Origin of the sequence: Pseudomonas sp. 65/3-MNA-CIBAN-0223 (genome assembly GCF_040310425.1) — a bacterium.
GTDB classification, from domain to species: domain Bacteria; phylum Pseudomonadota; class Gammaproteobacteria; order Pseudomonadales; family Pseudomonadaceae; genus Aquipseudomonas; species Aquipseudomonas gregormendelii.
In genome coordinates, this window is record NZ_JBEOPV010000001.1 from 63,356 (window position 1) to 83,395 (window position 20,040).

Sequence of the window (20,040 nt, forward strand, 5' to 3'; positions counted from 1 at the left end):
TTTTGATCTTTTTTGGCGCGGCGGCTTAAGATCAAGATCAAAAGATCGCAGCCTTCGGCAGCTCATACGGGGGTGGACGTGTGCCAGTTACCGGGTCAGCATGACCGCCTCGAGACAGAGCCTTGATCAATGCGACGACTACCCTCCCTGGCAGCACTCAGAACTTTCGAATGCGCCGCTCGTCACGCTCATTTCGGCCGGGCGGCGGCGGAGTTGTGCGTCACCGACAGCGCCGTCAGCCATCAAATCCGTCAACTCGAAGAACAGTTGGGCGTGTCGCTGTTTATCCGCGAAGGTCGGCAGATTCGCCCGACCATGGCCGCCGGGCGCCTGATGCAGAGTTTGCAGCAGGCTTTCGAACTGATCGGCGAGGCCTGCGATGAACTGCGGGATCCGTCATCCCTTGCTGTGTTGCGCCTGGCGGTTACCGCCGAACTGGCGCAGAAATGGTTGATGAGCCGCCTCACGGATTTCTACGCGCGCTATCCGCACATCACCTTGCACCTCTACGAACAACCGATCGACGCCACCGCGCCGGGGGAGGACATCGACCTGGCGATCACCTACGGCACCGGCCCGGTGGACAGCAGCGCCTACTTCGTGCGGCCCTTGCCGGCGTTGCAGTTCTTCCCGGTGTGCAGCCCCAGCCTATTCAACCAGGGTACGCTTAAAACCCCGAAAGACTTGGCCCGTCACTGCCTGCTGCACGACGATCAGGACGGCAAGACCTGGACCGCCTGGCTCACCAGCCATGCCGGCGACCAGCGCCCGGAGCGACAACTGTATTTCGCTCACGCCGGGTTGGCGCTGGAGGCGGCTGCCCAGGGGCAGGGCGTGGCCATGGGCGATAACCTCACGGCACAGGAAGACCTGCTCAGTGGGCGGCTGGTGCGACCGTTCGCGGCCAACATCACCGCGCTCGGCCAATACGCCCTGGTCTGTGAACGGGTCCGCCTGGAGCGTCCGGCCGTGGCTCAAATGCTGAATTGGTTCAACGATCAGTTGGTCGATTGATGAGTTAAATTCAAGCATCCCGAAATAATCATCGTTGGTGAAGAGGGCGCTGGCGACCTTAGCCTGTGGTCATTCCAATCCCCGCTGATGAGGTATGCCCATGGCACGTTTGCTCGATTCCACCCCCAAACAAGACGGCTTCCGCCTGCCCGGTGAATTCGAAACCAAGTCCGGCTGCTGGCTTGGCTGGCCTGAGCGCACCGACGTTTGGCGCAACGGCGCCAAACCTGCACAGAAAGTCTGGGTGCAGATTGTTACCGCCATTTCCCAGAGCGAACCGGTGACTGTATGTGCCTCCGCAGCACAATTCGCCACCGCTCGCCGTCAATTGCCGCCGCAAGTGCGGGTCGTAGAAATGACCTGCAACGACACCTGGTTTCGCGACAGCGGCCCGTGCTTTGTGGTCAACGATGCCGGCGGCGACGTGCGTGGCGTGGATTTCGAGTTCAACGCCTACGGCGGTCTCGACGGCGGCTTGTATTACCCGTGGGACAAGGACGACCAGATCGCGAGCAAGATCCTCGAAATCGAACGTTTCGACCGTTACCGCGCGCCGCTGATTGCCGAGCTCGGTGGCATCCAGAGCGACGGCCAGGGCAGCATCCTGACCACCGAGCAGTGCCTGCTCAACCGCAATCGCAACCAGCATTTGGGCAAGGAGGAAGTCACCCGACGGCTGACCGATTACCTCGGCGCCGAGCAAATTATCTGGTTGCCACGGGGCTGCAAGTTCGACGAAACCGATGGCCATGTCGATGACCTCGCTTGCTTCGTCCGCCCCGGCGAAGTGGTACTGCAATGGACCGATAATCGCGATGACCCGCAGTGGGAAATCTACCAGGAGGCCTACGACATCCTGCGCAGCACCCGGGACAGCCGTGGTCGTGAGTTGACCGTGCACAAGTTGCCGCAACCGGATGTGCTGGAATGGACCGGCGAAGAAGCCGAGGGCCTCGATCAGCAGGACAGCACCCACACCCGCCAGGCGGGGACGAAAATCTGCGCGTCGTACATCAACTACTACGCCGGCAATACCTCGATTGTGGTGCCGTTGTTCGGTGATCGGCAGGATCAGACCGCGCTGGCAACCCTGGCCGAACTGTTCCCTCGGCACAAAATCGTCGGCATCGAAAACTCCCGGGAAATCCTCCTCGGTGGTGGCAACGTCGCCTGCATCACCATGCCGCAATACGCCGGCACTCCTGACCACAAGAAGGGGGTTTAACCATGGGCCTGCACAAACTGACTCAAGCGTTGTTGCTGGTGCTTGCACCCCTGTGTGTGCAGGCCGCCGACACCGCCAAACCGGTGGTCAACCTGTACATCTGGGGCGAGTACCTGGCCCCGGACACCCTGAGCAACTTCGAAAAACAGACCGGCATTCGGGTGGTGGCCGATCACTTCGACTCCCTCGAAACCGTCGAGACCAAACTGCTGACGGGCCACAGTGGTTATGACCTGGTGCTGACGGCGGGGCAGCATCTGTCCCGGGCGATCCAGAGCGGCGCAATCCAGACGGTGGACAAGCAGCAACTGCCGCACTTTGCCGGCGTCGGCGAGGAGTTCCGCCAGCACATGGCGGTGTTCGATCCGGGCAACCGCTACGCCGGGATATACGCCTGGGGCACCACAGGCGTGGGTTATCGGGAGGAGGCGGTCAAGCAGCGTCTGCCCGACGCGCCACGGGACAGCTGGGCGATGTTGTTCGATCCGACCGTGGTGTCGAAATTCGCGGATTGCGGGGTCAGCCTGCTCAACGACCCTAACGAAGTATTTGCCGCGGTCATGAAGTACATGGGCCTGGACATCAACCGCCAGAGCCTGGATGACCTGAAACTCGCGGAACAGCAATTAGCCAAGATCCGGCCTTACATCCGCTACTTCGATAACGACCTGAACATCAGCGACCTGGCCAACGGCAACACCTGCGTGGCGATGTCCTGGAACGGCAACGTGGCCATTGCTGCCGGTCAGGCTACGGCGGCGAACAAACCGTTCAAGTTGAGTTACCGGATCCCGAAGGAAGGCACGTTGATCTGGTTCGATGCCATGGTCATACCCAAGGACGCGCCGCATCCGCAGGCAGGGCTGGCGTTGATGGACTACCTGATGACGCCGCAGGTGATTGCGCCGATCACCGACACCATTCATTACGCCAATGCAATTACGGCAGCGGATGGGCTGATCGATCCGGCGATTCGCAATGATCCGGGGACGTATCCCTCGGCTGAGGTAAGGGCTTCGTTGTACAGCAAGAATGACAATGGGAAGGCGTTTAACCGGGCGTTGATTCGGGCGTTCAGTCGGTTGAAGTCGGGGTTGTGATGGGCTTTGGGTGATGCGGCCTACTTGCTAGGTACCCGCCACAAATACCAGCAAGCCACTGTCCGATAAGGCTTCCAGTCCAACCCGATCTCAATCATCTGCCGGCGAGTAGGCTGCACCTGCAAACCCTTCAACCGCCGATACCCCTCACGCACCCCAAAGTCATCCGCCGGCAAAATATCCGGGCGCTCCAGGCCGTAGATCAGCAGCATCTCCAAGGTCCAGCGGCCAACCCCGCGCAGGGTGATCAAGCGCTCGATCAGCGCTTCATCGTCCATCATCCGCGCGGTGTTGTAATCGGGCACCACGCCACTCACCGCCGCTTCGGCGATGCCCTGAATGGTCGCTATCTTGCTTGCCGAAAAACCGCAGCTGCGTAGCGCGTCAAAATCAGTCGCGATGATCTGCTCCGGGCGCGGAAAATTCCCTGGGGGGAACAACGCCAGTAAACGCCCGATGATCGCGTCGCCGGCCCGGGCATGCAGTTGTTGGTAGGCAATCGAGCGCACCAGGGATTCATAGGGATCCCGCGCCGGATGTGGCTGATGCAGGCAGGGACCAACGGTGGCGATATGTTGGCGCCAGTCGTCATCGATGCCGGCCAGAAACTGGCTGGCAGCCGACCACGCGTCGGGCAGGGCGCTCATGCTTCTTCGCGCGCCATGCCCGGCAGGCTCAACTGGCTGAGCTGCAGTGCCGCGTTCTCCAGGCGCAGCAGGAATGCCTTGCGCGGCTGGCCGCCGCCGTAGCCAGTCAGCGAGCCATCGGCGCCGATCACCCGGTGGCAAGGGACGACGATGGAGACCCGGTTGTGCCCGTTGGCCAGGCCGACGGCGCGGCTGGCGCCGGGCTTGCCGAGAATCGCGGCAATGGCGCCATAGGTACTGGTCTGGCCGTAAGGAATTTTCACCAGCTCGGCCCACACTTGCCTGGAAAATTCGCTGCCTGGCAGATGCAGCGCGACCCTGAATTCGCAGAGCTTGCCGGCAAAGTATTGCGCCAGTTCGTCTTCGATCTGGCGCAAATGGGCGTTATGCCCGGGCGCTATCACGTAGCCATAGCGGTTTTGCAGCGCTTCAAGCTCACGGGTCAGTGCCGGTCGGTCAAGAAACTCAAGCATCACCAGCCCGCGCCGCTCCGCCATGGCGATCATCGGCCCCAGGGGCGTGGTCAGGCGGGTGAAGAGCAGTGGCTCACTGTCGGCTGCTTTGCCTGGGGTGATGTGGAATGACTTTTGAAACGCGTCGCGAAAACCGCTTAGGGATTCATAACCCGAATCGAACGCCGCGTGGTCGATGGACTCACCCTGGCGAATGCCGCCTAGCGCCATGCCCAGTCGGCGGGTGCGTAGCCACGCGTGGAAGGTCATGCCGAAATGCTGTTTGAACCAGCGCCGAAGTTTCAACGGCTCGATGCCCTCGGCCAGCAGTTGCGCATCGGACCATTGTCGATCCGGGGTGGCTTCTACCGCGCCCAGTAGCTTTTGCACCCAGTCCGGGGCAATGGCCGCAGCGTCCAGTGGCTTGCAGCGCAGGCAGGCACGATAGCCCGCCGACAGGCATTCATCGGCATGGGCGAAGAACTCGACATTCTCCGGTTTCGGTTTGCGTGCCGTGCAACTGGGACGGCAAAAGATGCCGGTGGTCTTGACCGCGGTGAAGAACACCCCCTCGTAGGCGGTGTCACGTTCAAGCATGGCGCGGACCATCTCGTTGCGGGGCGGTAAGGAAGCGTTTTGTAGGTTCATGGCGTGAGCATAGGGGGCGTCGCGCCGGGGCTCCACCGGTAAATCGACAAAGAATTCGCCCGGAGCGTCAGGAGTGCTCCTGCGGCAGGTGCGTGCGCCTGCCGAGGGGTGTTTTGTTCAATACTCGGCGGTGGCGATTTCTTAGTCTGGGGGCCAATTCAACCGAGTGAAGAGGTTTGCGATGAGTCTGATTGTTTCCATGGCCGCGTTTGCGCTGGTGGCTTCGATCACCCCCGGGCCGGTAAATATTGTGGCCTTGAGCTCCGGCGCGCAGTTTGGCTTGCGCGCCAGCCAACGGCATGTTCTGGGCGCCACCTTGGGTTTCGTGGTGTTACTGCTGTTGATGGGGCTGGGGTTGCATGAAGTGTTGCAGCGCTGGCCGGCGCTGACGCAAGTGGTAAGACTGGCGGGGGTGGCATTCCTGCTGTTCATGGCCTGGAAACTGGCGGCCGACGATGGCCAGGTCGATGCTGCGAGGTCAACCCGCGCGCCCTCGATGCTGTATGGCGCGATCATGCAGTGGCTCAACCCGAAAGCCTGGCTGGCCTGCGTGGCGGGCATGGGCGCGTTTGTCGCTGACGGTGAGGCACGGTTGGTCTGGCAGTTTGCGGCGGTGTACCTGGTGATCTGTTATCTGTCGGTTGGGTGCTGGGCCTACGCCGGCACTTTTTTGCGCGGGTATCTGAACAACCCGCGGGGGATGCGTCTGTTCAATCGGGTGATGGCGGCCTTGCTGGTGATGAGCGCGGGTTATCTGCTGTTGCCTTGATATTGGCCGGGTGTAGCGGCAAGGTGGTGTTTGAATGCACGCTGAAAATGTGCCTGATCGGCAAATCCCGCTTCAAGCGCCACATCGGCAATCAACTGGCCGCTGCGCAGGCGGTCCTGGGCAAACTGGATGCGGCGATTGATCAGGAAGGCGTGGGGCGTCATCCCATAATGTTGTTTGAACGCGCGGATCAGATAAGACGGCGATAACTGGGCGGCCGCGCATATGTCTTCAAGCTTGAGCAACCGAGTGCAGTTGTCGCGAATGAAATCCGCTGCACGTTCCAGCTTGAAGTTGGGTTCACGCAGCGCTTGCCCGGCCGGGTTCAGCCGCAGCTGCAGGTCGCTGAAAAACTCCACCAGGGCGCTGTGTTTCTGCAGGTGGTCCTGCTGCGGATCAATCAACGCCTCATACACCCCGACCAGTCCCTCAAACAGGCTGGCATCGCGCACGTGCGTAAGGGCAAAGCGGCGAAACGCCAGGTCGGGACTGAAGCCCAGTTGGTGCTGCAGATCGGTAAGCCAGGCCGTATCGACATAAAACATCAGGTACGACCAGGGCTCATCTTCGATGGGATTGCAGGCGTGCACGTCGCCAGGGTTCATCAGCACGACGGTGCCGACGCTGACTTGCGACTGCGCTTGATCGTGGAGATAGGTACTGCGTCCAGCCGTGATCGCACCGATGGAAAAATGCTCGTGGGAATGGCGTGTGTAACACACCTCGCGACCGTCGGCGATGGAACGCGCTTCGACAAAGGGCAGGGCGTCATCGCGCCAGAATAGCGGACGCTGATCTTCATTCCTGGCAACCGCGCGCTTCATATTCGAATCCTGGGCAGGTGAGTCGTTGAGTGTAATGGCTCCTGCGGCCAAAGGCTCGCCCTGGTGAATATGTCTGGCATAGTCATTCTGACAACACATGGAGTCATATCGACCTCAATAAACGATTGTCATTATGACTTCCTGGACGCCATCTCATTGATTTTCAAGGCCCTGGATGTTGGCACGAGACTTGATATATCACTCGTACCCGAACACCTTCAGGAGTACCGGAAAATGTTCAGCTTCTTCAGTCATCCCCAGAATGTTCTGCACCTGTCCAGCCGCATCCTTGGAGCCGGTCTGGCCCTGCTCGGGGCCGGCATCTATGGCGCGTATTTGTACGGCGGACATCTGCCTATCCCTGCCTTGGTGTCGTTTCACGCCATGACCATCATCGGGCCCACCCTGTTGAAGATCGGCTACGTAATGCGCCTGTTATCCCAGCATCATCTGGGTCAGCGCCTGACAGGGGTATGCGCTTGATGCGCGCGTTGGGTTCGGCACCACTGTTCAGTCTCGGCTTTCGCCCGTTTTTCCTCGCCGGAGCCGGCTTCGCGGCGGTTTCCGTGGCCGTCTGGGGCTTGTGGTTGTACGGACGGTTGCCGGGTGCGCAGCCCATCGGCGGGATGTTGGCCTGGCATCGACATGAGATGCCGTTCGGTTTTGCTGCGGCAATCATCGCTGGCTTTCTCCTCACGGCAGTGCCCAACTGGACCGGTCGCCCGGGGCTCCACGGCTGGCCCCTGATTGGGCTGGTGCTGACCTGGCTGCTGGCGCGGCTGGCGTGGATGATGCCGTTGCCAGCCGAACTGCTGATCGCCACCCAGGTGCCTTTCCTGCCGTTGCTGGCATGGTTCATTGGAAGGGACCTGGTCATGTCCGGCAAGCGCGACAACTACCCGGTCCTGCTGGTGATCGCGCTGCTGGCGGGTTGCCAGTTGATGACCCTGGCCGGTATGGCGACCGACAACGTCGATCTGCAGCGTCGTGGTGTGCTCGCGGCGTTGTGGCTGGCAGGCGCGTTGATGAGCGTGATCGGTGGCCGGGTGATTCCGTTCTTCATTCAGCGCGGCTTGAATCGTCTGCCAGCGCCTGTGACCAACCCCTGGCCCACTCGCATCCTGCTCGTCGGCGGGCTGCTCGCAGCCCTGTCGTTCGCGGCCGGGTTCAACGACGTCCCCAATCCTTGGCTGTCTGGCCTGTTTCTGCTGATCGGGGGCTTGCACCTGCTGCGCCTGTGGCGTTGGCATGATCGAGGTATCTGGGGTGTACCGTTGCTGTGGTCGCTGTACCTCGCATATGCCTGGCTGGTAGTGGCGGCGCTGGCGATGTCGCTGTGGCATGCCGGCCTGATGTCGCAGCAGAGTCTTGCCAGTCACTCGCTGGCCGTCGGCGGGGTCGGCGGGTTGATCCTGGCAATGATTGCCCGGGTCGGTCTAGGACACACCGGGCGAGCGCTGACAGCCTCGAAACCGATCGTTCTGGGGTTTGCCCTGCTGATGATTGCGGGCGTCTGTCGGGTGCTGCTGGTACCGTTTTCCACCAGCGGCCTGGGCTTGTCGGCGCTGCTGTGGTGTGCGGCTTTTGTACTTTTTCTGTTGAGCTATACCCGGATTCTATTGCGGCCCAGGGTGTAGCGCTTGCCGGCCAGTGCACACTCGCTGGGCCCTTTAATGACATGACCGGTGGTCGATGAACCGGTCTCGCCCGCTATTTTGCGCTTAGCTGTAGGGATCACTCGAGGCGTGCTTGGGCATTGATCGGCCACAGCGACGCTCCTTCAGAACACCGTGAGTCTGAGGAAACCCGCAATGCTGACGCTTAACATCAATGGCAAGGACCAGGCTCTGGATGTCCCTGCGGACATGCCGCTACTGTGGGTGCTGCGGGATGTCGCGCACCTGACTGGAACCAAATTTGGCTGCGGCATGGCGCAATGCGGCGCCTGCACCGTGCACGTCGACGGCGCGCCGCTGCGATCCTGCATCACGCCCGCCACAGCCGTGGCCCATGGGCAGAAGATCCTCACGATTGAAGGCCTGTCCGCCGATGGATCTCATCCCGTGCAGCAAGCCTGGGCCGAACTCGACGTGGTCCAGTGCGGTTACTGCCAGTCCGGGCAGATCATGTCTGCCGCAGCCTTGCTGGCAAAAATCCCCAAGCCCACCGACAGCGATATCGACCAGGCACTGTCCGGCAATATTTGCCGTTGCGGCACCTACCCGCGTATCCGCGCGGCAGTCAAACGCGCAGCCGACATCGGTTGATTTCCGGGGAGGGCAGGTCATGAACAGCAGTCATCCGCTGTCGCGTCGGGGGTTTCTCAAGGGCAGTGCCGTGCTTGGCGGCGGGCTTGTCGTGGCCTTTGTCATTCCCGGTGCTCACCGCTTCGCCCTGGGCGCGGAGAATCAGGGCAATGTATTTGCGCCGAATGCGTTCTTGCGAATCGGCAACGACAACAGCGTCACCGTGCTGCTCGGGCACTCGGAAATGGGCCAGGGCATCTGGACCGGCCTGACCATGCTGATCGCCGAGGAACTGGACGCCGACTGGTCGAAAATCCTCGTCGAACATTCCCCGGCGTCGGCCGCCGATTATGGTCTGGCCGGCTTCGGCGGGATGCAGATCACCGGCGGCTCGACCTCGACCTGGATGGAGTTCGATCGCTACCGCCAGGCGGGTGCGGCGGCGCGCTTGATGCTGATCGACGCGGCGGCCAAGCGCTTCAATGTCGCGCCCTCGACGATCCGTACCGAATCGGGGGTGGTCATCACCGCAGATAATCGGGTCACCTACGGTGAACTGGCCGATGAAGCCGGCCAGTTGCCAGTGCCGGACCCGGCCTCGATCAAGCTCAAGGAGCCCAAGGACTGGAAGCTGATCGGCAAACCCACCAAGCGCCTGGACACGCCGGAGAAAATCACCGGCAGGGCCAGGTTCGGCATGGATGTGCAGTTCGAAGGTTTGATGACCGCCATGGTTGCTCGCACGCCGGTGTTCGGCGGCCACGTCAAATCTTTTGAAGGCGCCGCGGCGCTGGCGATACCGGGCGTGCACAAAGTGGTGCAGGTGCCCAGCGGAGTGGCGGTGATCGCCGATCACTATTGGGCGGCGAAGCTGGGGCGCGATGCACTCAAGATTGACTGGGACCTGGGGCCCAACACTGGCCTGGACAGCCAGCAATTGCTGGAAAGTTTCCGCAAGCTGGCCGGCACCCCGGGCCTGCCCGCGAGTAAGGCCGGGGATGCCAAGGCCACCCTGGCCAAGGCGGCGAAAACCATCGATGTCGAATACAGCGTGCCTTACCTGGCCCACGCACCGATGGAACCGCTCAATTGCACGGTGAAAATCACCCAGGACAAGTGCGAGATCTGGACGGGCACCCAGTTTCAGACTCTGGACCAGATGATCGCCGGGAAAATTACCGGCTTGAAACCCGAGCAGGTGGAGATTCATACCGAGTTCCTCGGTGGTGGCTTTGGGCGCCGGGCCAATCCGACTTCGGATTTTGTCGCCGAAGCGGTGCAGGTGGCCAAGGCCGCAGGCGCGCCGGTGAAGACGGTGTGGTCCCGCGAAGACGACATCCGTGGCGGCTATTACCGCTCGGCATTCCTGCATCAGGCGCGCATTGGCCTGGATGCGGGTGGGTTGCCCATCGCCTGGCAGCATGTACTGGTCGGGCAGTCGATCATGGCCGGAACCATGCTCGAGGCAACGATGGTCAAGGACGGCATCGACAAGACCTCTGTCGAGGGCGTGGCGGACAGTCCCTATCTGCAGCACCTGGCCAACCATCAGGTCGAACTGCATTCGCCGAGCACGGGAATCAATGTGCTGTGGCTGCGTTCGGTGGGGCATACCCATACCGGATTCGTCATGGAATCACTGATCGACGAACTGGCCGAGGCGGCGGGCCAGGATCCGGTGGAGTACCGACGCACGCTGCTCAAGGACCATCCGCAGCATCTCGGCGTGCTGAACCTGGCAGTGGAAAAGGCCAACTGGAAGGCAACGTTGCCGGACGGCCATGCGTTGGGCGTGGCGGTGCACGAGTCATTCGGCAGTTACGTCGCCCAGGTGGCCGAAGTGTCCCAGGACAACCTGGCGATTAGCGTGCATCGGGTGGTGTGCGCAGTGGACTGCGGCATTGCGGTCAACCCGCAGAGCATCGCGGCGCAGATGGAGTCGTGCATTGCCTTCGGCCTGGGGTTTGCCCTGCACAGCAAACTGACCTTCAAGAACGGCAAGGTGGAGCAGTCCAATTACCACGACTATCAAGTGCTGCGCCTCAATGAGATGCCGGTGGTTGAAGTGCATATCGTGCCCAGTACCGAGAAGCCCGGGGGGATCGGCGAAGCGGGTGTGCCGCCGACGGCACCGGCAGTGGCGAACGCCGTATTCGCCTTGACCGGGCAGCGCCTGCGGGAACTGCCGTTGCAACTGTCGGGGGTGTGAGATGAAACGACATCTGATGCTGGGCGCGGTGATGCTTCTTGGCCTGGTGGCCTACACCGAGGACCTGTTCGCGGACGACAGTGAAGCGCTCAAGGCCTTTGATACCGTGCAGAAAGTCTTCCAGAGCCCGCGTTGCCAGAACTGCCATATTCCGGGGGATTCTCCGCTGCAATTCGATGCCGGCACGCCCCATGCGATGAATGTCGTGCGGGGTATGGACGGCAAGGGTGCTGCAGGTCTGCCTTGTATCACCTGTCACGCCGAGGCCAATCCGCCGGCCAGTTACGGCCCCAATGCGCCACCCGGTGCGCCCCACTGGAGCCTGCCGCCGGCCGCCCACAAGATGGCCTGGATCGGCCTGCCGGCCGATCAGCTGTGCGCAATGATCAAGGATCGCAAGGCCAACGGCGACCGTGATTTCGCCGCGCTGATCAAGCATGTCAGCGACGACAAGCTGGTGCTCTGGGGCTGGAACCCGGGAGCTGGCCGGGCGCCTGTGCCGGTGCCACACGATATTTTTGTCGCCCAGTTCAAGCTGTGGGCGGAGGCGGGAGGGCCATGCCCGGTCCGGGGCATCTGACTCAGCGCCGAGCTCAAAAAAAACCCGCCGAAGTCGGCGGGTTTTTTATCGGCTAACCGAAGATTACTCTTCCAGGCTACCCATCGCAGTGGTGTTGAAACCACCGTCTACGTACATGATTTCACCGCTGATGCCGGACGCCAGGTCCGAGCACAGGAAGGCGCCGGCGTTGCCGACTTCGTCGATGGTGACGTTACGACGCAGCGGGGTTTGCGCTTCGTTGGCGGCCAGCATCTTGCGGAAGTTCTTGATGCCGGAAGCGGCCAGGGTGCGGATCGGACCGGCCGATACGCAGTTGACGCGGGTGCCGTCCGGGCCCAGGGAACCGGCCAGGTAACGTACGCCAGCTTCCAGGGAAGCCTTGGCCATGCCCATCACGTTGTAGTTCGGCATGGTGCGCTCGGCGCCCAGGTACGACAGGGTCAGCAGGCTGCCGTTGCGGCCCTTCATCATTTCGCGACCGGCCTTGGCCAGGGCTACGAAGCTGTAGGCGCTGATGTCGTGGGCGATGCGGAAACCTTCACGGGTGGTGGCTTCGGTGAAGTCGCCGTCCAGTTGGTCGCCCGGAGCGAAACCTACGGAGTGCACGATGCAGTCCAGGCCGTCCCACTTCTTGCCCAGTTCAACGAAGACCTTGGCGATTTCTTCATCGCTGGCCACGTCGCACGGGAAGCACAGGTCCGGGTTGGAACCCCAGCTTTGTGCGAACTCTTCGACACGACCTTTGAGTTTGTCGTTCTGATAAGTGAAGGCAAGCTCAGCGCCCTCGCGATGCATGGCGGCAGCGATGCCGGATGCGATGGACAGCTTGCTGGCGACACCGACGATCAGTACGCGCTTACCGGCGAGAAAACCCATGTGTTGCTCCTCTTTCAGGTTATTGCGCAGTGGCTGGAGCCAGGAAAGCGGCTTCCAGCAACTGCTGTGTATACGGATGTTGGGGGGCGGCAAAGATACTTTGCGCGTCTCCCTGTTCGACCACTTGGCCCTGCTTGACCACCATCAGCTGGTGGCTCAGCGCCTTGACGACAGCCAGGTCATGGCTGATAAACAGATACGTCAGGTTGTACTTGGTTTGCAGTGAACGCAAAAGCTCCACCACCTGGCGTTGCACGGTGCGGTCGAGGGCCGAAGTCGGCTCGTCCAGCAGGATCAACGCCGGTTTGAGCACCAATGCCCGGGCAATGGCAATTCTCTGCCGTTGCCCACCGGAAAATTCGTGGGGGTAGCGGTGCCGGGTGTCCGGATCCAGGCCTACCTCCTTCAATGCCGCAATAATCGCTTGTTCCTGTTCCGCCTCGCTACCCATCTTGTGGATCCGCAGGCCTTCGCCGACGATCTGGCTCACGCACATTCGTGGGCTGAGGCTGCCAAAGGGGTCCTGGAACACCACCTGCATCTCCCGCCGCAGCGGCCTGACCTGTTGCTGCGTCAGGCAGTCTAGCTGGTTGCCTTCAAAACGGATGCCGCCTTTGCTGCCGATCAGCCGCAAAATCGCCAGGCCGAGGGTCGATTTACCGGAACCGCTTTCTCCCACAATGCCCAGTGTCTGGCCTTGGGGCAGGCTGAAGTTGATGCCGTCGACCGCCTTGATGTGGTCGACGGTCTTTTTCAGCAAGCCTTTCTTGATCGGAAACCACACTTTCAGATCCTTTACCTGCAGCAGCGGCGGCCCGATGGCATTGGTGGCCGGCATCCCGCTGGGCTCCGCTGCCAGCAGTTCCCGCGTGTACGGATGCTGCGGCGCGCGGAACAATTCTTCGCACGATGCCTGTTCGACGATGCAACCGCGCTGCATGACACATACTCGGTGCGCAATTCTTCGCACCAGGTTCAAATCGTGACTGATCAGTAGCAGCGCCATGCCTAGGCGGGCCTGCAATTCCTTGAGCAATTCGAGGATTTTCAACTGCACCGTGACGTCCAGCGCGGTGGTCGGTTCGTCGGCAATCAGCAGTTCCGGCTCGTTGGCCAGGGCCATGGCGATCATCACCCGCTGGCGCTGGCCGCCGGACAATTCATGGGGTAGGGCCTTGAGGCGCTTGTGCGGCTCGGGGATGCCGACCATCTCCAACAGTTCCAGGGTGCGTTGGGTGGCGATCTTGCCGACCAGCCCTTTATGGATGCCCAGCACTTCGTTGATCTGCTTTTCGATGGAATGCAGAGGGTTGAGCGAGGTCATCGGCTCCTGGAAGATCATCGCGATCCGGTTGCCACGGATATGCCGGATGGTCTTTTCTTTCAGGCTCAGCAGGTCCTGGCCCGAGTATTCGATGGTCCCCGAGGGATGCCGGGCGAGCGGGTAGGGCAGCAGCCGCAGGATCGAGTGGGCGGTGACCGATTTGCCCGAGCCGCTTTCGCCCACCAGGGCCAGGGTCTCGCCGCGCTTGATGTCGAAGCTGACACCCTCGACCACCCTTTGCACGCGCTCGCCGACGACAAACTCCACCGCCAGGTCGCGCACTTCGATCAGATTGTCCTGATTCATTTCACTTCCTCGGGTCGAAGGCATCGCGAGCGGACTCGCCGATGAACACCAGCAAACTCAACATCAACGCCAGTACCGCAAATGCGCTCATGCCAAGCCAGGGCGCCTGCAGGTTGGATTTGCCCTGGGCCACCAGTTCACCCAGGGACGGCGCACCAGGCGGCAGCCCGAAGCCCAGGAAGTCGAGGGCGGTCAGGGTGCCGATGGCGCCGGTCAGGATGAATGGCATGAAAGTCATGGTCGAGACCATGGCATTGGGCAGGATATGGCGGAACATGATCGCACCATTCTGCATCCCCAGCGCCCGGGCCGCGCGTACGTATTCGAGGTTGCGCCCGCGCAGGAACTCGGCGCGCACCACGTCCACCAGGCTCATCCAGGAGAACAGCAGCATGATCCCCAGCAGCCACCAGAAGTTCGGCTGGACGAAGCTGGCGAGGATGATCAGCAGGTACAGCACCGGCAGCCCGGACCAGATTTCCAGGAAGCGCTGCCCGGCCAGATCCACCCAGCCGCCATAAAAACCCTGCAAGGCCCCGGCAATCACACCGATGATCGAGCTGAGGATGGTCAGGGTCAGGGCGAACAGCACGGAAATGCGGAAGCCATAGATTACCCGGGCCAGCACGTCGCGGCCCTGGTCATCGGTGCCCAGCAGGTTGTCCGCTGAAGGTGGCGCCGGTGCCGGGACCTTCAGGTCATAGTTGATGCTTTGATAGCTGTAGGGGATCGGCGCCCACAGCACCCAGGCATCCTTGGCCTTGAGCAGTTCGCGGATATACGGGCTCTTGTAGTTGGCTTCCAGCGGGAATTCGCCGCCGAAGGTGGTTTCCGGGTAGCGCTTGAGCGCCGGGAAATACCAGCCGTCGTCGTAATGCACCACCAGCGGTTTGTCGTTGGCGATCAATTCGGCGCCCAGGCTCAGGCCGAATAGCACCAGAAACAACCACAGCGACCACCAGCCGCGCTTGTTGGCCTTGAACAGTTCGAATCGCCGACGATTGAGTGGGGACAGGTTCATCTCAATGCTCCCGGCTTTCGAAGTCGATACGCGGATCGACAAAGGTGTAGGTGAGGTCGCCGATCAACTTCACCACCAGTCCCAGCAGGGTGAAGATGAACAACGTGCCGAACACCACCGGATAATCGCGGTTGATGGCCGCCTCGAAGCTCATCAGGCCAAGGCCGTCGAGGGAAAAGATCACTTCCACCAGCAACGAGCCGGTGAAGAAAATCCCGATGAAAGCCGACGGGAAGCCGGCAATCACCAGCAGCATGGCGTTACGGAACACGTGCCCGTAGAGCACGCGGTGGTTGGTCAGGCCCTTGGCCTTGGCGGTCACCACATACTGTTTGTTGATTTCGTCGAGGAAACTGTTCTTGGTCAGCAGGGTCATGGTCGCGAAGTTGCCGATCACCAGCGCGGTCACCGGCAGGGCCAAGTGCCAGAAATAATCGAGGATCTTGCCGCCAGTAGTGAGCTCATCAAAGTTGTTGGAAGTCAGGCCTCTGAGCGGAAACCAGTCAAGGTAACTGCCGCCGGCAAACAGCACGATCAGCAGGATCGCGAACAGGAAGGCCGGGATCGCATAACCGACGATGATCAGCGAACTGGTCCAGACGTCGAAATGGCTGCCGTGCCGCGTAGCCTTGGCGATCCCCAGCGGGATCGACACCAGGTACATGATCAGGGTGCTCCACAGCCCAAGGGAGATGGAGACCGGCATCTTTTCCTTGATCAGGTCGATGACCTTGGCGTCGCGGAAAAAACTGTCGCCGAAATCCAGCTTCGCGTAGTTCTTGATCATGATCCACAAGCGTTCCGGCGCCGATTTGTCGAAGCCGTACATGTGCTCGATTTCCTTGACCAGCGCCGGGTCCAGGCCCTGGGCGCCACGATAGGCGGAGCCGGCCACCGACACCTCGGCGCCGCCGCCGGCAATGCGGCTGGTGGCGCCTTCGAAGCCTTCGAGCTTGGCGATCATCTGCTCTACCGGTCCACCGGGGGCGGCCTGGATGATCACGAAGTTGATCAGCAGAATGCCCAGCAAGGTCGGGATGATCAGCAGCAGTCGTCGAAAAATGTACGCCAGCATCTGATTACTCCGTGCCCGTAGCGTCGGTTTGCAGTTTGGTTTCGACCTCTATCGCCGGTTTGGCATCCGGCTTGATCCACCAGGTGTTGATGCCGACATCGTAGGTCGGTGAGATTTTCGGATGACCGATATGGTTCCAGTAAGCCACGCGCCAGGTCTTGATGTGCCAGTTCGGGATCACGTAATACCCCCATTGCAGCACGCGGTCCAGCGCCCGGGCATGGGCCACCAGGCTTTTGCGCGAATCGGCGTTGATCAGTTGCTCGACCAGCTGGTCGACCACCGGGTCCTTGAGGCCCATGGAGTTACGGCTGCCGGGTTTGTCGGCGGCGGCAGACATCCAGAACTCCCGTTGTTCATTGCCTGGCGAGTTGGACTGCGGGAAGCTGCCGACGATCATGTCGAAGTCCCGTGAGCGCACCCGGTTGATGTACTGGGAGACGTCGACCCGGCGGATCACCAGGTCGATCCCCAGATCGCTGAGGTTGCGCTTGAACGGCAGCAGCACCCGCTCGAATTCAGTCTGGGCCAGCAGGAATTCGATGGTCACCGGTTTGCCGGTAGCATCGACCATCTTGTCGTCGACGATGCGCCAGCCGGCCTCCTGCAGCAGTTGATAGGCCTGGCGCTGCTGGGCGCGAATCATGCCGCTGGCATCGGTGCGCGGGTTCTGGAACGCCTCGCTGAACACCTGCTCGGGAATTTTTCCGCGAAAAGGGTCGAGGATTGCCAGCTGGTCGGCATCCGGCAGGCCCGTGGCAGCCATTTCCGAGTTTTCGAAGTAACTGCGGGTACGCACATAGGCGCCGTTGAACAGTTGCTTGTTGGTCCACTCAAAGTCCAGCAGCAGGCTCAAGGCTTGGCGCACGCGCACATCCTGGAACAGCGTGCGCCGCAGGTTGAATACAAAGCCCTGCATGCCGGTCGGGTTGCCGTTGGGGATTTGCTCCTTGATCAGGCGGCCTTCGGTGACTGCTGGAATGTTGTAGGCGTTGGCCCAGTTTTTGGCGGTCATCTCCAGCCAGTAATCGAACTGGCCGGCTTTCAGGGCTTCCAGGGCGACGGTGTTGTCGCGGTAGTAGTCGGTGGTCATGACGTCGAAGTTATAGAAGCCGCGGTTGACCGGCAGGTCCTTGCCCCAGTAGTCCTTGACCCGTTCGTAGCGCACTGAACGCCCGGCCTTTACTTCGCTGACCCGGTAGGGCCCGCTGCCAAGAGGGATTTCCAGGTTGCCCTTGTTGAAGTCGCGGTCGGTCCACCAGTGTTTGGGCAGTACCGGCAGTTGGCCAAGAATCAGCGGCAGCTCGCGGTTGTTGCTGTGCTTGAACTTGAACAACACGGTCAGCGGGTCTTCGGCGATCACTTCGGCCACGTCGCTGTAATAGCCGCGATAGAGCGGGGCACCTTCCTTGGTGAGCATGTCGAAACTGAAGATCACGTCCTCGGCATGGATAGGGTGACCGTCGTGGAACCGGGCTTGCGGGCGCAAATAGAAACGCACCCAGCTGTTGTCGGGGGCTTTCTCGATCTTGCCGGCGACCAGGCCGTACACGGTGAACGGTTCGTCCAGGCCTTGTCTGGCCAGGGTGTCGTAGATCATGCCGACATCGTCGGCGGGCACGCCTTTGCTGATAAACGGATTGAGGCTGTCGAAGCCGCCGAAGCCTGCCTGGCGGAAGGTCCCGCCCTTGGGCGCGTCGGGGTTCACGTAATCGAAATGCTTGAAGTCGGCCGGGTATTTGGGCGGTTCGTTGTACAGGGTCAGCGCGTGTTGCGGAGCGGCGCAGGCCAGCCCGGCAAACATCAGGCCGCTGACCTGCAACAGCAGGGCACGTACAGGTGTCATCGATCCTTCTCCGAAGATTTCAGCCACCACGCGCTCAAGCCCAGGGTGTAGGGCGGCGTGGTAACAAAGGCAAACCGGTTGCGGTAGGCCAGGCGGTGATAATTGAGGTACCAGTTGGGAATGATGTAGTGCTGCCACAGCAGTACGCGATCCAGGGCTTTGCCTGCGGCGACCTGCTCGTCACGGGTCTTGGCGGCGAGCAGCTGTTCGAGCAGGTGGTCAATCACGGGATTGGCGATACCTGCGTAATTCTTGCTGCCCTTGACCGCCACCTGGCTGGAGTGGAAGTACTGCCATTGCTCCAGGCCGGGACTGAGCGTCTGGTTGAGGGTCATCAGGATCATGTCGAAGTCGAATTGGTCGAGACGTTGCTTGTACTGGGCGCGATCGACCGTTCGCAGCCGGGCATCGACGCCGATGCTCGCGAGGTTCTCGACGTACGGCTGGAGAATGCGTTCCAGGTTGGGGTTGACCAGCAGGATCTCCAGGCGCAGCGGCTGGCCGGCGGCATTTTGCAGGCGCTGGCCGTTCAGCTTCCAGCCGGCTTCGGCGAGCAGGCCCAGGGCGTTGCGCAGTGTCTGCCGGGGAATGCCGCGACCATCGGTCTGGGGCAGGCTGAAAGGTTCGGTAAAGAGCCTGGCCGGCAGCTGATCGCGATAGGGCTTGAGCATCAGCCATTCGTGGCCGACCGGCAGCCCGGTGGCGGAAAACTCGCTGTTGGGGTAGTAGCTCATGGCGCGTTTGTAGGCGCCGCTGAACAGCGTGCGGTTGGTCCACTCGAAGTCGAACATCAACCCCAGCGCTTCGCGGACCTTGGGATCGGCAAAGGCGGGGCGCCGGGTGTTCATGAACAGGCCCTGGCTCTGGGTCGGAATCTGGTGCGGGATCAGCGCCTTGATCACCTCACCGCGCCTGACCGCCGGGAAGCGGTAGCCGTTTTCCCAGTTTTTCGCCTGGTGCTCGATGTAGATGTCGAACTCCCCGGCCTTGAACGCTTCGAAGGCGACGTCGCTGTCGCGGTAGAACTCGACCTCCATCCGGTCGACGTTGTACTTGCCGCGATTGACCGCCAGGTCCTTGCCCCAGTAATCCTTGACCCGCTCGAAAATCAACTGCCGCCCGGGCGTTACTGAGGTAATGCGGTAGGGGCCGCTGCCCAGGGGCGGTTCGAACGTAGTGGCCTTGAAGTCACGGCCTTTCCAGTAATGCTGGGGCAACACCGGCAACTCGCCCAGGCGCAGGATCAACAACGGGTTGCCGGCGCGCTTGAAGACGAATCGGATACGGTGGGGGTTGAGGATATCGACCCGCAGCACTTCCTGGAGGTTGGTGCGGTATTGCGGATGCCCTTCCTTGAGCAGCAGGCGATAGGAAAACGCGACGTCGTAGGCGGTGATCGGCGCGCCGTCATGAAACCTGGCCTCGGGGCGCAGGTTGAACACGACCCAGCTGCGGTCTTCGCTGGACTCCACCGATTGCGCGATCAGCCCGTAGCTGGAGGTGGGCTCATCGCCGGACGGCGCGTATTGGCCGGTGCCCACCATCAGCGGCTCGTTGAGTTCGTTGATGCCGTATTGCAGGAAATTGGGCGTGGAAACCGGGCTCGATCCCTTGAAAGTATAGGGATTGAGCGTATCGAAGGTGCCGAATGCCATCACTCGCAACGTACCGCCCTTGGGCGCTTGCGGGTTGACCCAGTCGAAGTGGGTAAATCTGGCCGGGTACTTGAGGGTGCCGAACTGCGCATAACCATGGCTTTCGCTGATCGTCGCGCTTGCGGGTGAGCTCAAGGCCAGGCTGATCAGGAACAGGAGGAGGGGACGCTTCAAGTCAGAGATCCGATCCAGGCGGCTTGGGCTTTATGGACCGTACAGTAACAGCTTGTCTTGGCAGGAA

At 61.3% G+C, this 20,040-nt stretch carries 18 protein-coding genes; 9 read left to right on the top strand and 9 right to left on the bottom strand.

Annotated features, from left to right (window positions below; all coding sequences use genetic code 11):
* The first annotated feature begins 129 nt into the window (after nt 1-129).
* The 3 genes from AAEZ09_RS00275 to AAEZ09_RS00285 all read left to right on the top strand — a co-directional run bounded on the left by AAEZ09_RS00275 (nt 130) and on the right by AAEZ09_RS00285 (nt 3,339).
* Complete coding sequence (locus AAEZ09_RS00275; RefSeq protein WP_350597450.1) at nt 130-1,014, top strand: LysR substrate-binding domain-containing protein; 885 nt, start codon at nt 130-132, stop codon at nt 1,012-1,014.
* Between the two features lie 100 nt (nt 1,015-1,114).
* Complete coding sequence (aguA, locus tag AAEZ09_RS00280) at nt 1,115-2,239, top strand: agmatine deiminase (protein ID WP_350597452.1); 1,125 nt, start codon at nt 1,115-1,117, stop codon at nt 2,237-2,239.
* 2 nt (nt 2,240-2,241) lie between these two features.
* A complete protein-coding gene (locus AAEZ09_RS00285; RefSeq protein WP_350597454.1) occupies nt 2,242-3,339 on the top strand; it encodes an extracellular solute-binding protein in 1,098 nt (365 codons plus the stop codon).
* A 20-nt stretch (nt 3,340-3,359) separates the two neighbouring features.
* Here the strand turns inward: AAEZ09_RS00285 and AAEZ09_RS00290 are convergent, their stop codons facing one another.
* The gene (locus AAEZ09_RS00290; RefSeq protein WP_502947554.1) at nt 3,360-3,986 is read right to left on the bottom strand and encodes a DNA-3-methyladenine glycosylase family protein; all 627 of its coding nucleotides are present in this window, start codon (nt 3,984-3,986) and stop codon (nt 3,360-3,362) included.
* On the bottom strand, nt 3,983-5,086 hold the full coding sequence (locus AAEZ09_RS00295) for a bifunctional transcriptional activator/DNA repair enzyme AdaA (protein ID WP_045061618.1): 1,104 nt from the start codon (nt 5,084-5,086) through the stop codon (nt 3,983-3,985). The genes AAEZ09_RS00290 and AAEZ09_RS00295 overlap by 4 nt, the downstream gene beginning before the upstream one ends.
* Nucleotides 5,087-5,267: 181 nt before the next feature.
* Between AAEZ09_RS00295 and AAEZ09_RS00300 the strand changes: the two genes are divergently transcribed.
* Nucleotides 5,268-5,855, top strand: a complete 588-nt coding sequence (locus AAEZ09_RS00300; protein WP_350597456.1) for a LysE family translocator — start codon at nt 5,268-5,270, stop codon at nt 5,853-5,855.
* Here AAEZ09_RS00300 and AAEZ09_RS00305 read toward each other — a convergent pair.
* Nucleotides 5,837-6,679: a helix-turn-helix transcriptional regulator gene (locus AAEZ09_RS00305; protein WP_350597458.1), complete on the bottom strand. Its 843-nt coding sequence runs from the start codon at nt 6,677-6,679 to the stop codon at nt 5,837-5,839. The genes AAEZ09_RS00300 and AAEZ09_RS00305 overlap by 19 nt on opposite strands.
* 234 nt (nt 6,680-6,913) lie before the next feature.
* Here AAEZ09_RS00305 and AAEZ09_RS00310 point away from each other — a divergent pair, with 234 nt between their 5' ends.
* The 5 genes from AAEZ09_RS00310 to AAEZ09_RS00330 all read left to right on the top strand — a co-directional run bounded on the left by AAEZ09_RS00310 (nt 6,914) and on the right by AAEZ09_RS00330 (nt 11,714).
* Complete coding sequence (locus AAEZ09_RS00310; RefSeq protein WP_205892717.1) at nt 6,914-7,162, top strand: transmembrane sensor/regulator PpyR; 249 nt, start codon at nt 6,914-6,916, stop codon at nt 7,160-7,162.
* Nucleotides 7,162-8,316, top strand: coding sequence for an NnrS family protein (locus AAEZ09_RS00315; RefSeq protein ID WP_350597820.1), 1,155 nt, complete (start codon nt 7,162-7,164; stop codon nt 8,314-8,316). The genes AAEZ09_RS00310 and AAEZ09_RS00315 overlap by 1 nt, the downstream gene beginning before the upstream one ends.
* 174 nt (nt 8,317-8,490) lie before the next feature.
* Nucleotides 8,491-8,946, top strand: a complete 456-nt coding sequence (locus AAEZ09_RS00320; protein ID WP_045061614.1) for a (2Fe-2S)-binding protein — start codon at nt 8,491-8,493, stop codon at nt 8,944-8,946.
* A gap of 19 nt (nt 8,947-8,965) precedes the next feature.
* Nucleotides 8,966-11,134 carry a xanthine dehydrogenase family protein molybdopterin-binding subunit gene (locus tag AAEZ09_RS00325; protein WP_350597461.1) on the top strand — a complete coding sequence of 723 codons (2,169 nt, stop codon included), beginning with the start codon at nt 8,966-8,968 and terminating at the stop codon, nt 11,132-11,134.
* A gap of 1 nt (nt 11,135) precedes the next feature.
* Complete coding sequence (locus AAEZ09_RS00330; protein ID WP_350597463.1) at nt 11,136-11,714, top strand: hypothetical protein; 579 nt, start codon at nt 11,136-11,138, stop codon at nt 11,712-11,714.
* Nucleotides 11,715-11,777: 63 nt separating this feature from the next.
* On the opposite strand, the gene fabI is transcribed toward AAEZ09_RS00330, so the two are convergent.
* From fabI to AAEZ09_RS00360, 6 genes are read right to left on the bottom strand one after another with little or no spacing between them, the layout of a single operon-like run.
* Nucleotides 11,778-12,572 carry an enoyl-ACP reductase FabI gene (fabI, locus tag AAEZ09_RS00335; RefSeq protein ID WP_008152082.1) on the bottom strand — a complete coding sequence of 265 codons (795 nt, stop codon included), beginning with the start codon at nt 12,570-12,572 and terminating at the stop codon, nt 11,778-11,780.
* 19 nt (nt 12,573-12,591) lie between these two features.
* On the bottom strand, nt 12,592-14,202 hold the full coding sequence (locus tag AAEZ09_RS00340) for an ABC transporter ATP-binding protein (protein ID WP_045061611.1): 1,611 nt from the start codon (nt 14,200-14,202) through the stop codon (nt 12,592-12,594).
* Between the two features lies 1 nt (nt 14,203).
* Nucleotides 14,204-15,223, bottom strand: coding sequence for an ABC transporter permease (locus tag AAEZ09_RS00345; protein WP_045061610.1), 1,020 nt, complete (start codon nt 15,221-15,223; stop codon nt 14,204-14,206).
* 1 nt (nt 15,224) lies between these two features.
* Nucleotides 15,225-16,298 (bottom strand): microcin C ABC transporter permease YejB, encoded by a 1,074-nt coding sequence (locus AAEZ09_RS00350; protein WP_045061609.1) that lies wholly within the window; start codon nt 16,296-16,298, stop codon nt 15,225-15,227.
* Between the two features lie 4 nt (nt 16,299-16,302).
* Nucleotides 16,303-18,144 (bottom strand): extracellular solute-binding protein, encoded by a 1,842-nt coding sequence (locus tag AAEZ09_RS00355; RefSeq protein ID WP_045061608.1) that lies wholly within the window; start codon nt 18,142-18,144, stop codon nt 16,303-16,305.
* On the bottom strand, nt 18,141-19,973 hold the full coding sequence (locus AAEZ09_RS00360) for an extracellular solute-binding protein (RefSeq protein ID WP_350597467.1): 1,833 nt from the start codon (nt 19,971-19,973) through the stop codon (nt 18,141-18,143). Before AAEZ09_RS00360 ends, AAEZ09_RS00355 begins: the two co-directional genes overlap by 4 nt.
* Nucleotides 19,974-20,040 lie beyond the last annotated feature (67 nt).

What these genes read in the sequence shown, in the direction of transcription:
- AAEZ09_RS00275 (WP_350597450.1), top strand. Translation starts at nt 130, where the DNA reads ATGCGACGACTACCCTCCCTGGCAGCACTCAGAACTTTCGAATGCGCC.
- aguA (WP_350597452.1), top strand. Translation starts at nt 1,115, where the DNA reads ATGGCACGTTTGCTCGATTCCACCCCCAAACAAGACGGCTTCCGCCTG.
- AAEZ09_RS00285 (WP_350597454.1), top strand. Translation starts at nt 2,242, where the DNA reads ATGGGCCTGCACAAACTGACTCAAGCGTTGTTGCTGGTGCTTGCACCC.
- AAEZ09_RS00290 (WP_502947554.1), bottom strand. Translation starts at nt 3,986, where the DNA reads ATGAGCGCCCTGCCCGACGCGTGGTCGGCTGCCAGCCAGTTTCTGGCC.
- AAEZ09_RS00295 (WP_045061618.1), bottom strand. Translation starts at nt 5,086, where the DNA reads ATGAACCTACAAAACGCTTCCTTACCGCCCCGCAACGAGATGGTCCGC.
- AAEZ09_RS00300 (WP_350597456.1), top strand. Translation starts at nt 5,268, where the DNA reads ATGAGTCTGATTGTTTCCATGGCCGCGTTTGCGCTGGTGGCTTCGATC.
- AAEZ09_RS00305 (WP_350597458.1), bottom strand. Translation starts at nt 6,679, where the DNA reads ATGAAGCGCGCGGTTGCCAGGAATGAAGATCAGCGTCCGCTATTCTGG.
- AAEZ09_RS00310 (WP_205892717.1), top strand. Translation starts at nt 6,914, where the DNA reads ATGTTCAGCTTCTTCAGTCATCCCCAGAATGTTCTGCACCTGTCCAGC.
- AAEZ09_RS00315 (WP_350597820.1), top strand. Translation starts at nt 7,162, where the DNA reads ATGCGCGCGTTGGGTTCGGCACCACTGTTCAGTCTCGGCTTTCGCCCG.
- AAEZ09_RS00320 (WP_045061614.1), top strand. Translation starts at nt 8,491, where the DNA reads ATGCTGACGCTTAACATCAATGGCAAGGACCAGGCTCTGGATGTCCCT.
- AAEZ09_RS00325 (WP_350597461.1), top strand. Translation starts at nt 8,966, where the DNA reads ATGAACAGCAGTCATCCGCTGTCGCGTCGGGGGTTTCTCAAGGGCAGT.
- AAEZ09_RS00330 (WP_350597463.1), top strand. Translation starts at nt 11,136, where the DNA reads ATGAAACGACATCTGATGCTGGGCGCGGTGATGCTTCTTGGCCTGGTG.
- fabI (WP_008152082.1), bottom strand. Translation starts at nt 12,572, where the DNA reads ATGGGTTTTCTCGCCGGTAAGCGCGTACTGATCGTCGGTGTCGCCAGC.
- AAEZ09_RS00340 (WP_045061611.1), bottom strand. Translation starts at nt 14,202, where the DNA reads ATGAATCAGGACAATCTGATCGAAGTGCGCGACCTGGCGGTGGAGTTT.
- AAEZ09_RS00345 (WP_045061610.1), bottom strand. Translation starts at nt 15,223, where the DNA reads ATGAACCTGTCCCCACTCAATCGTCGGCGATTCGAACTGTTCAAGGCC.
- AAEZ09_RS00350 (WP_045061609.1), bottom strand. Translation starts at nt 16,298, where the DNA reads ATGCTGGCGTACATTTTTCGACGACTGCTGCTGATCATCCCGACCTTG.
- AAEZ09_RS00355 (WP_045061608.1), bottom strand. Translation starts at nt 18,144, where the DNA reads ATGACACCTGTACGTGCCCTGCTGTTGCAGGTCAGCGGCCTGATGTTT.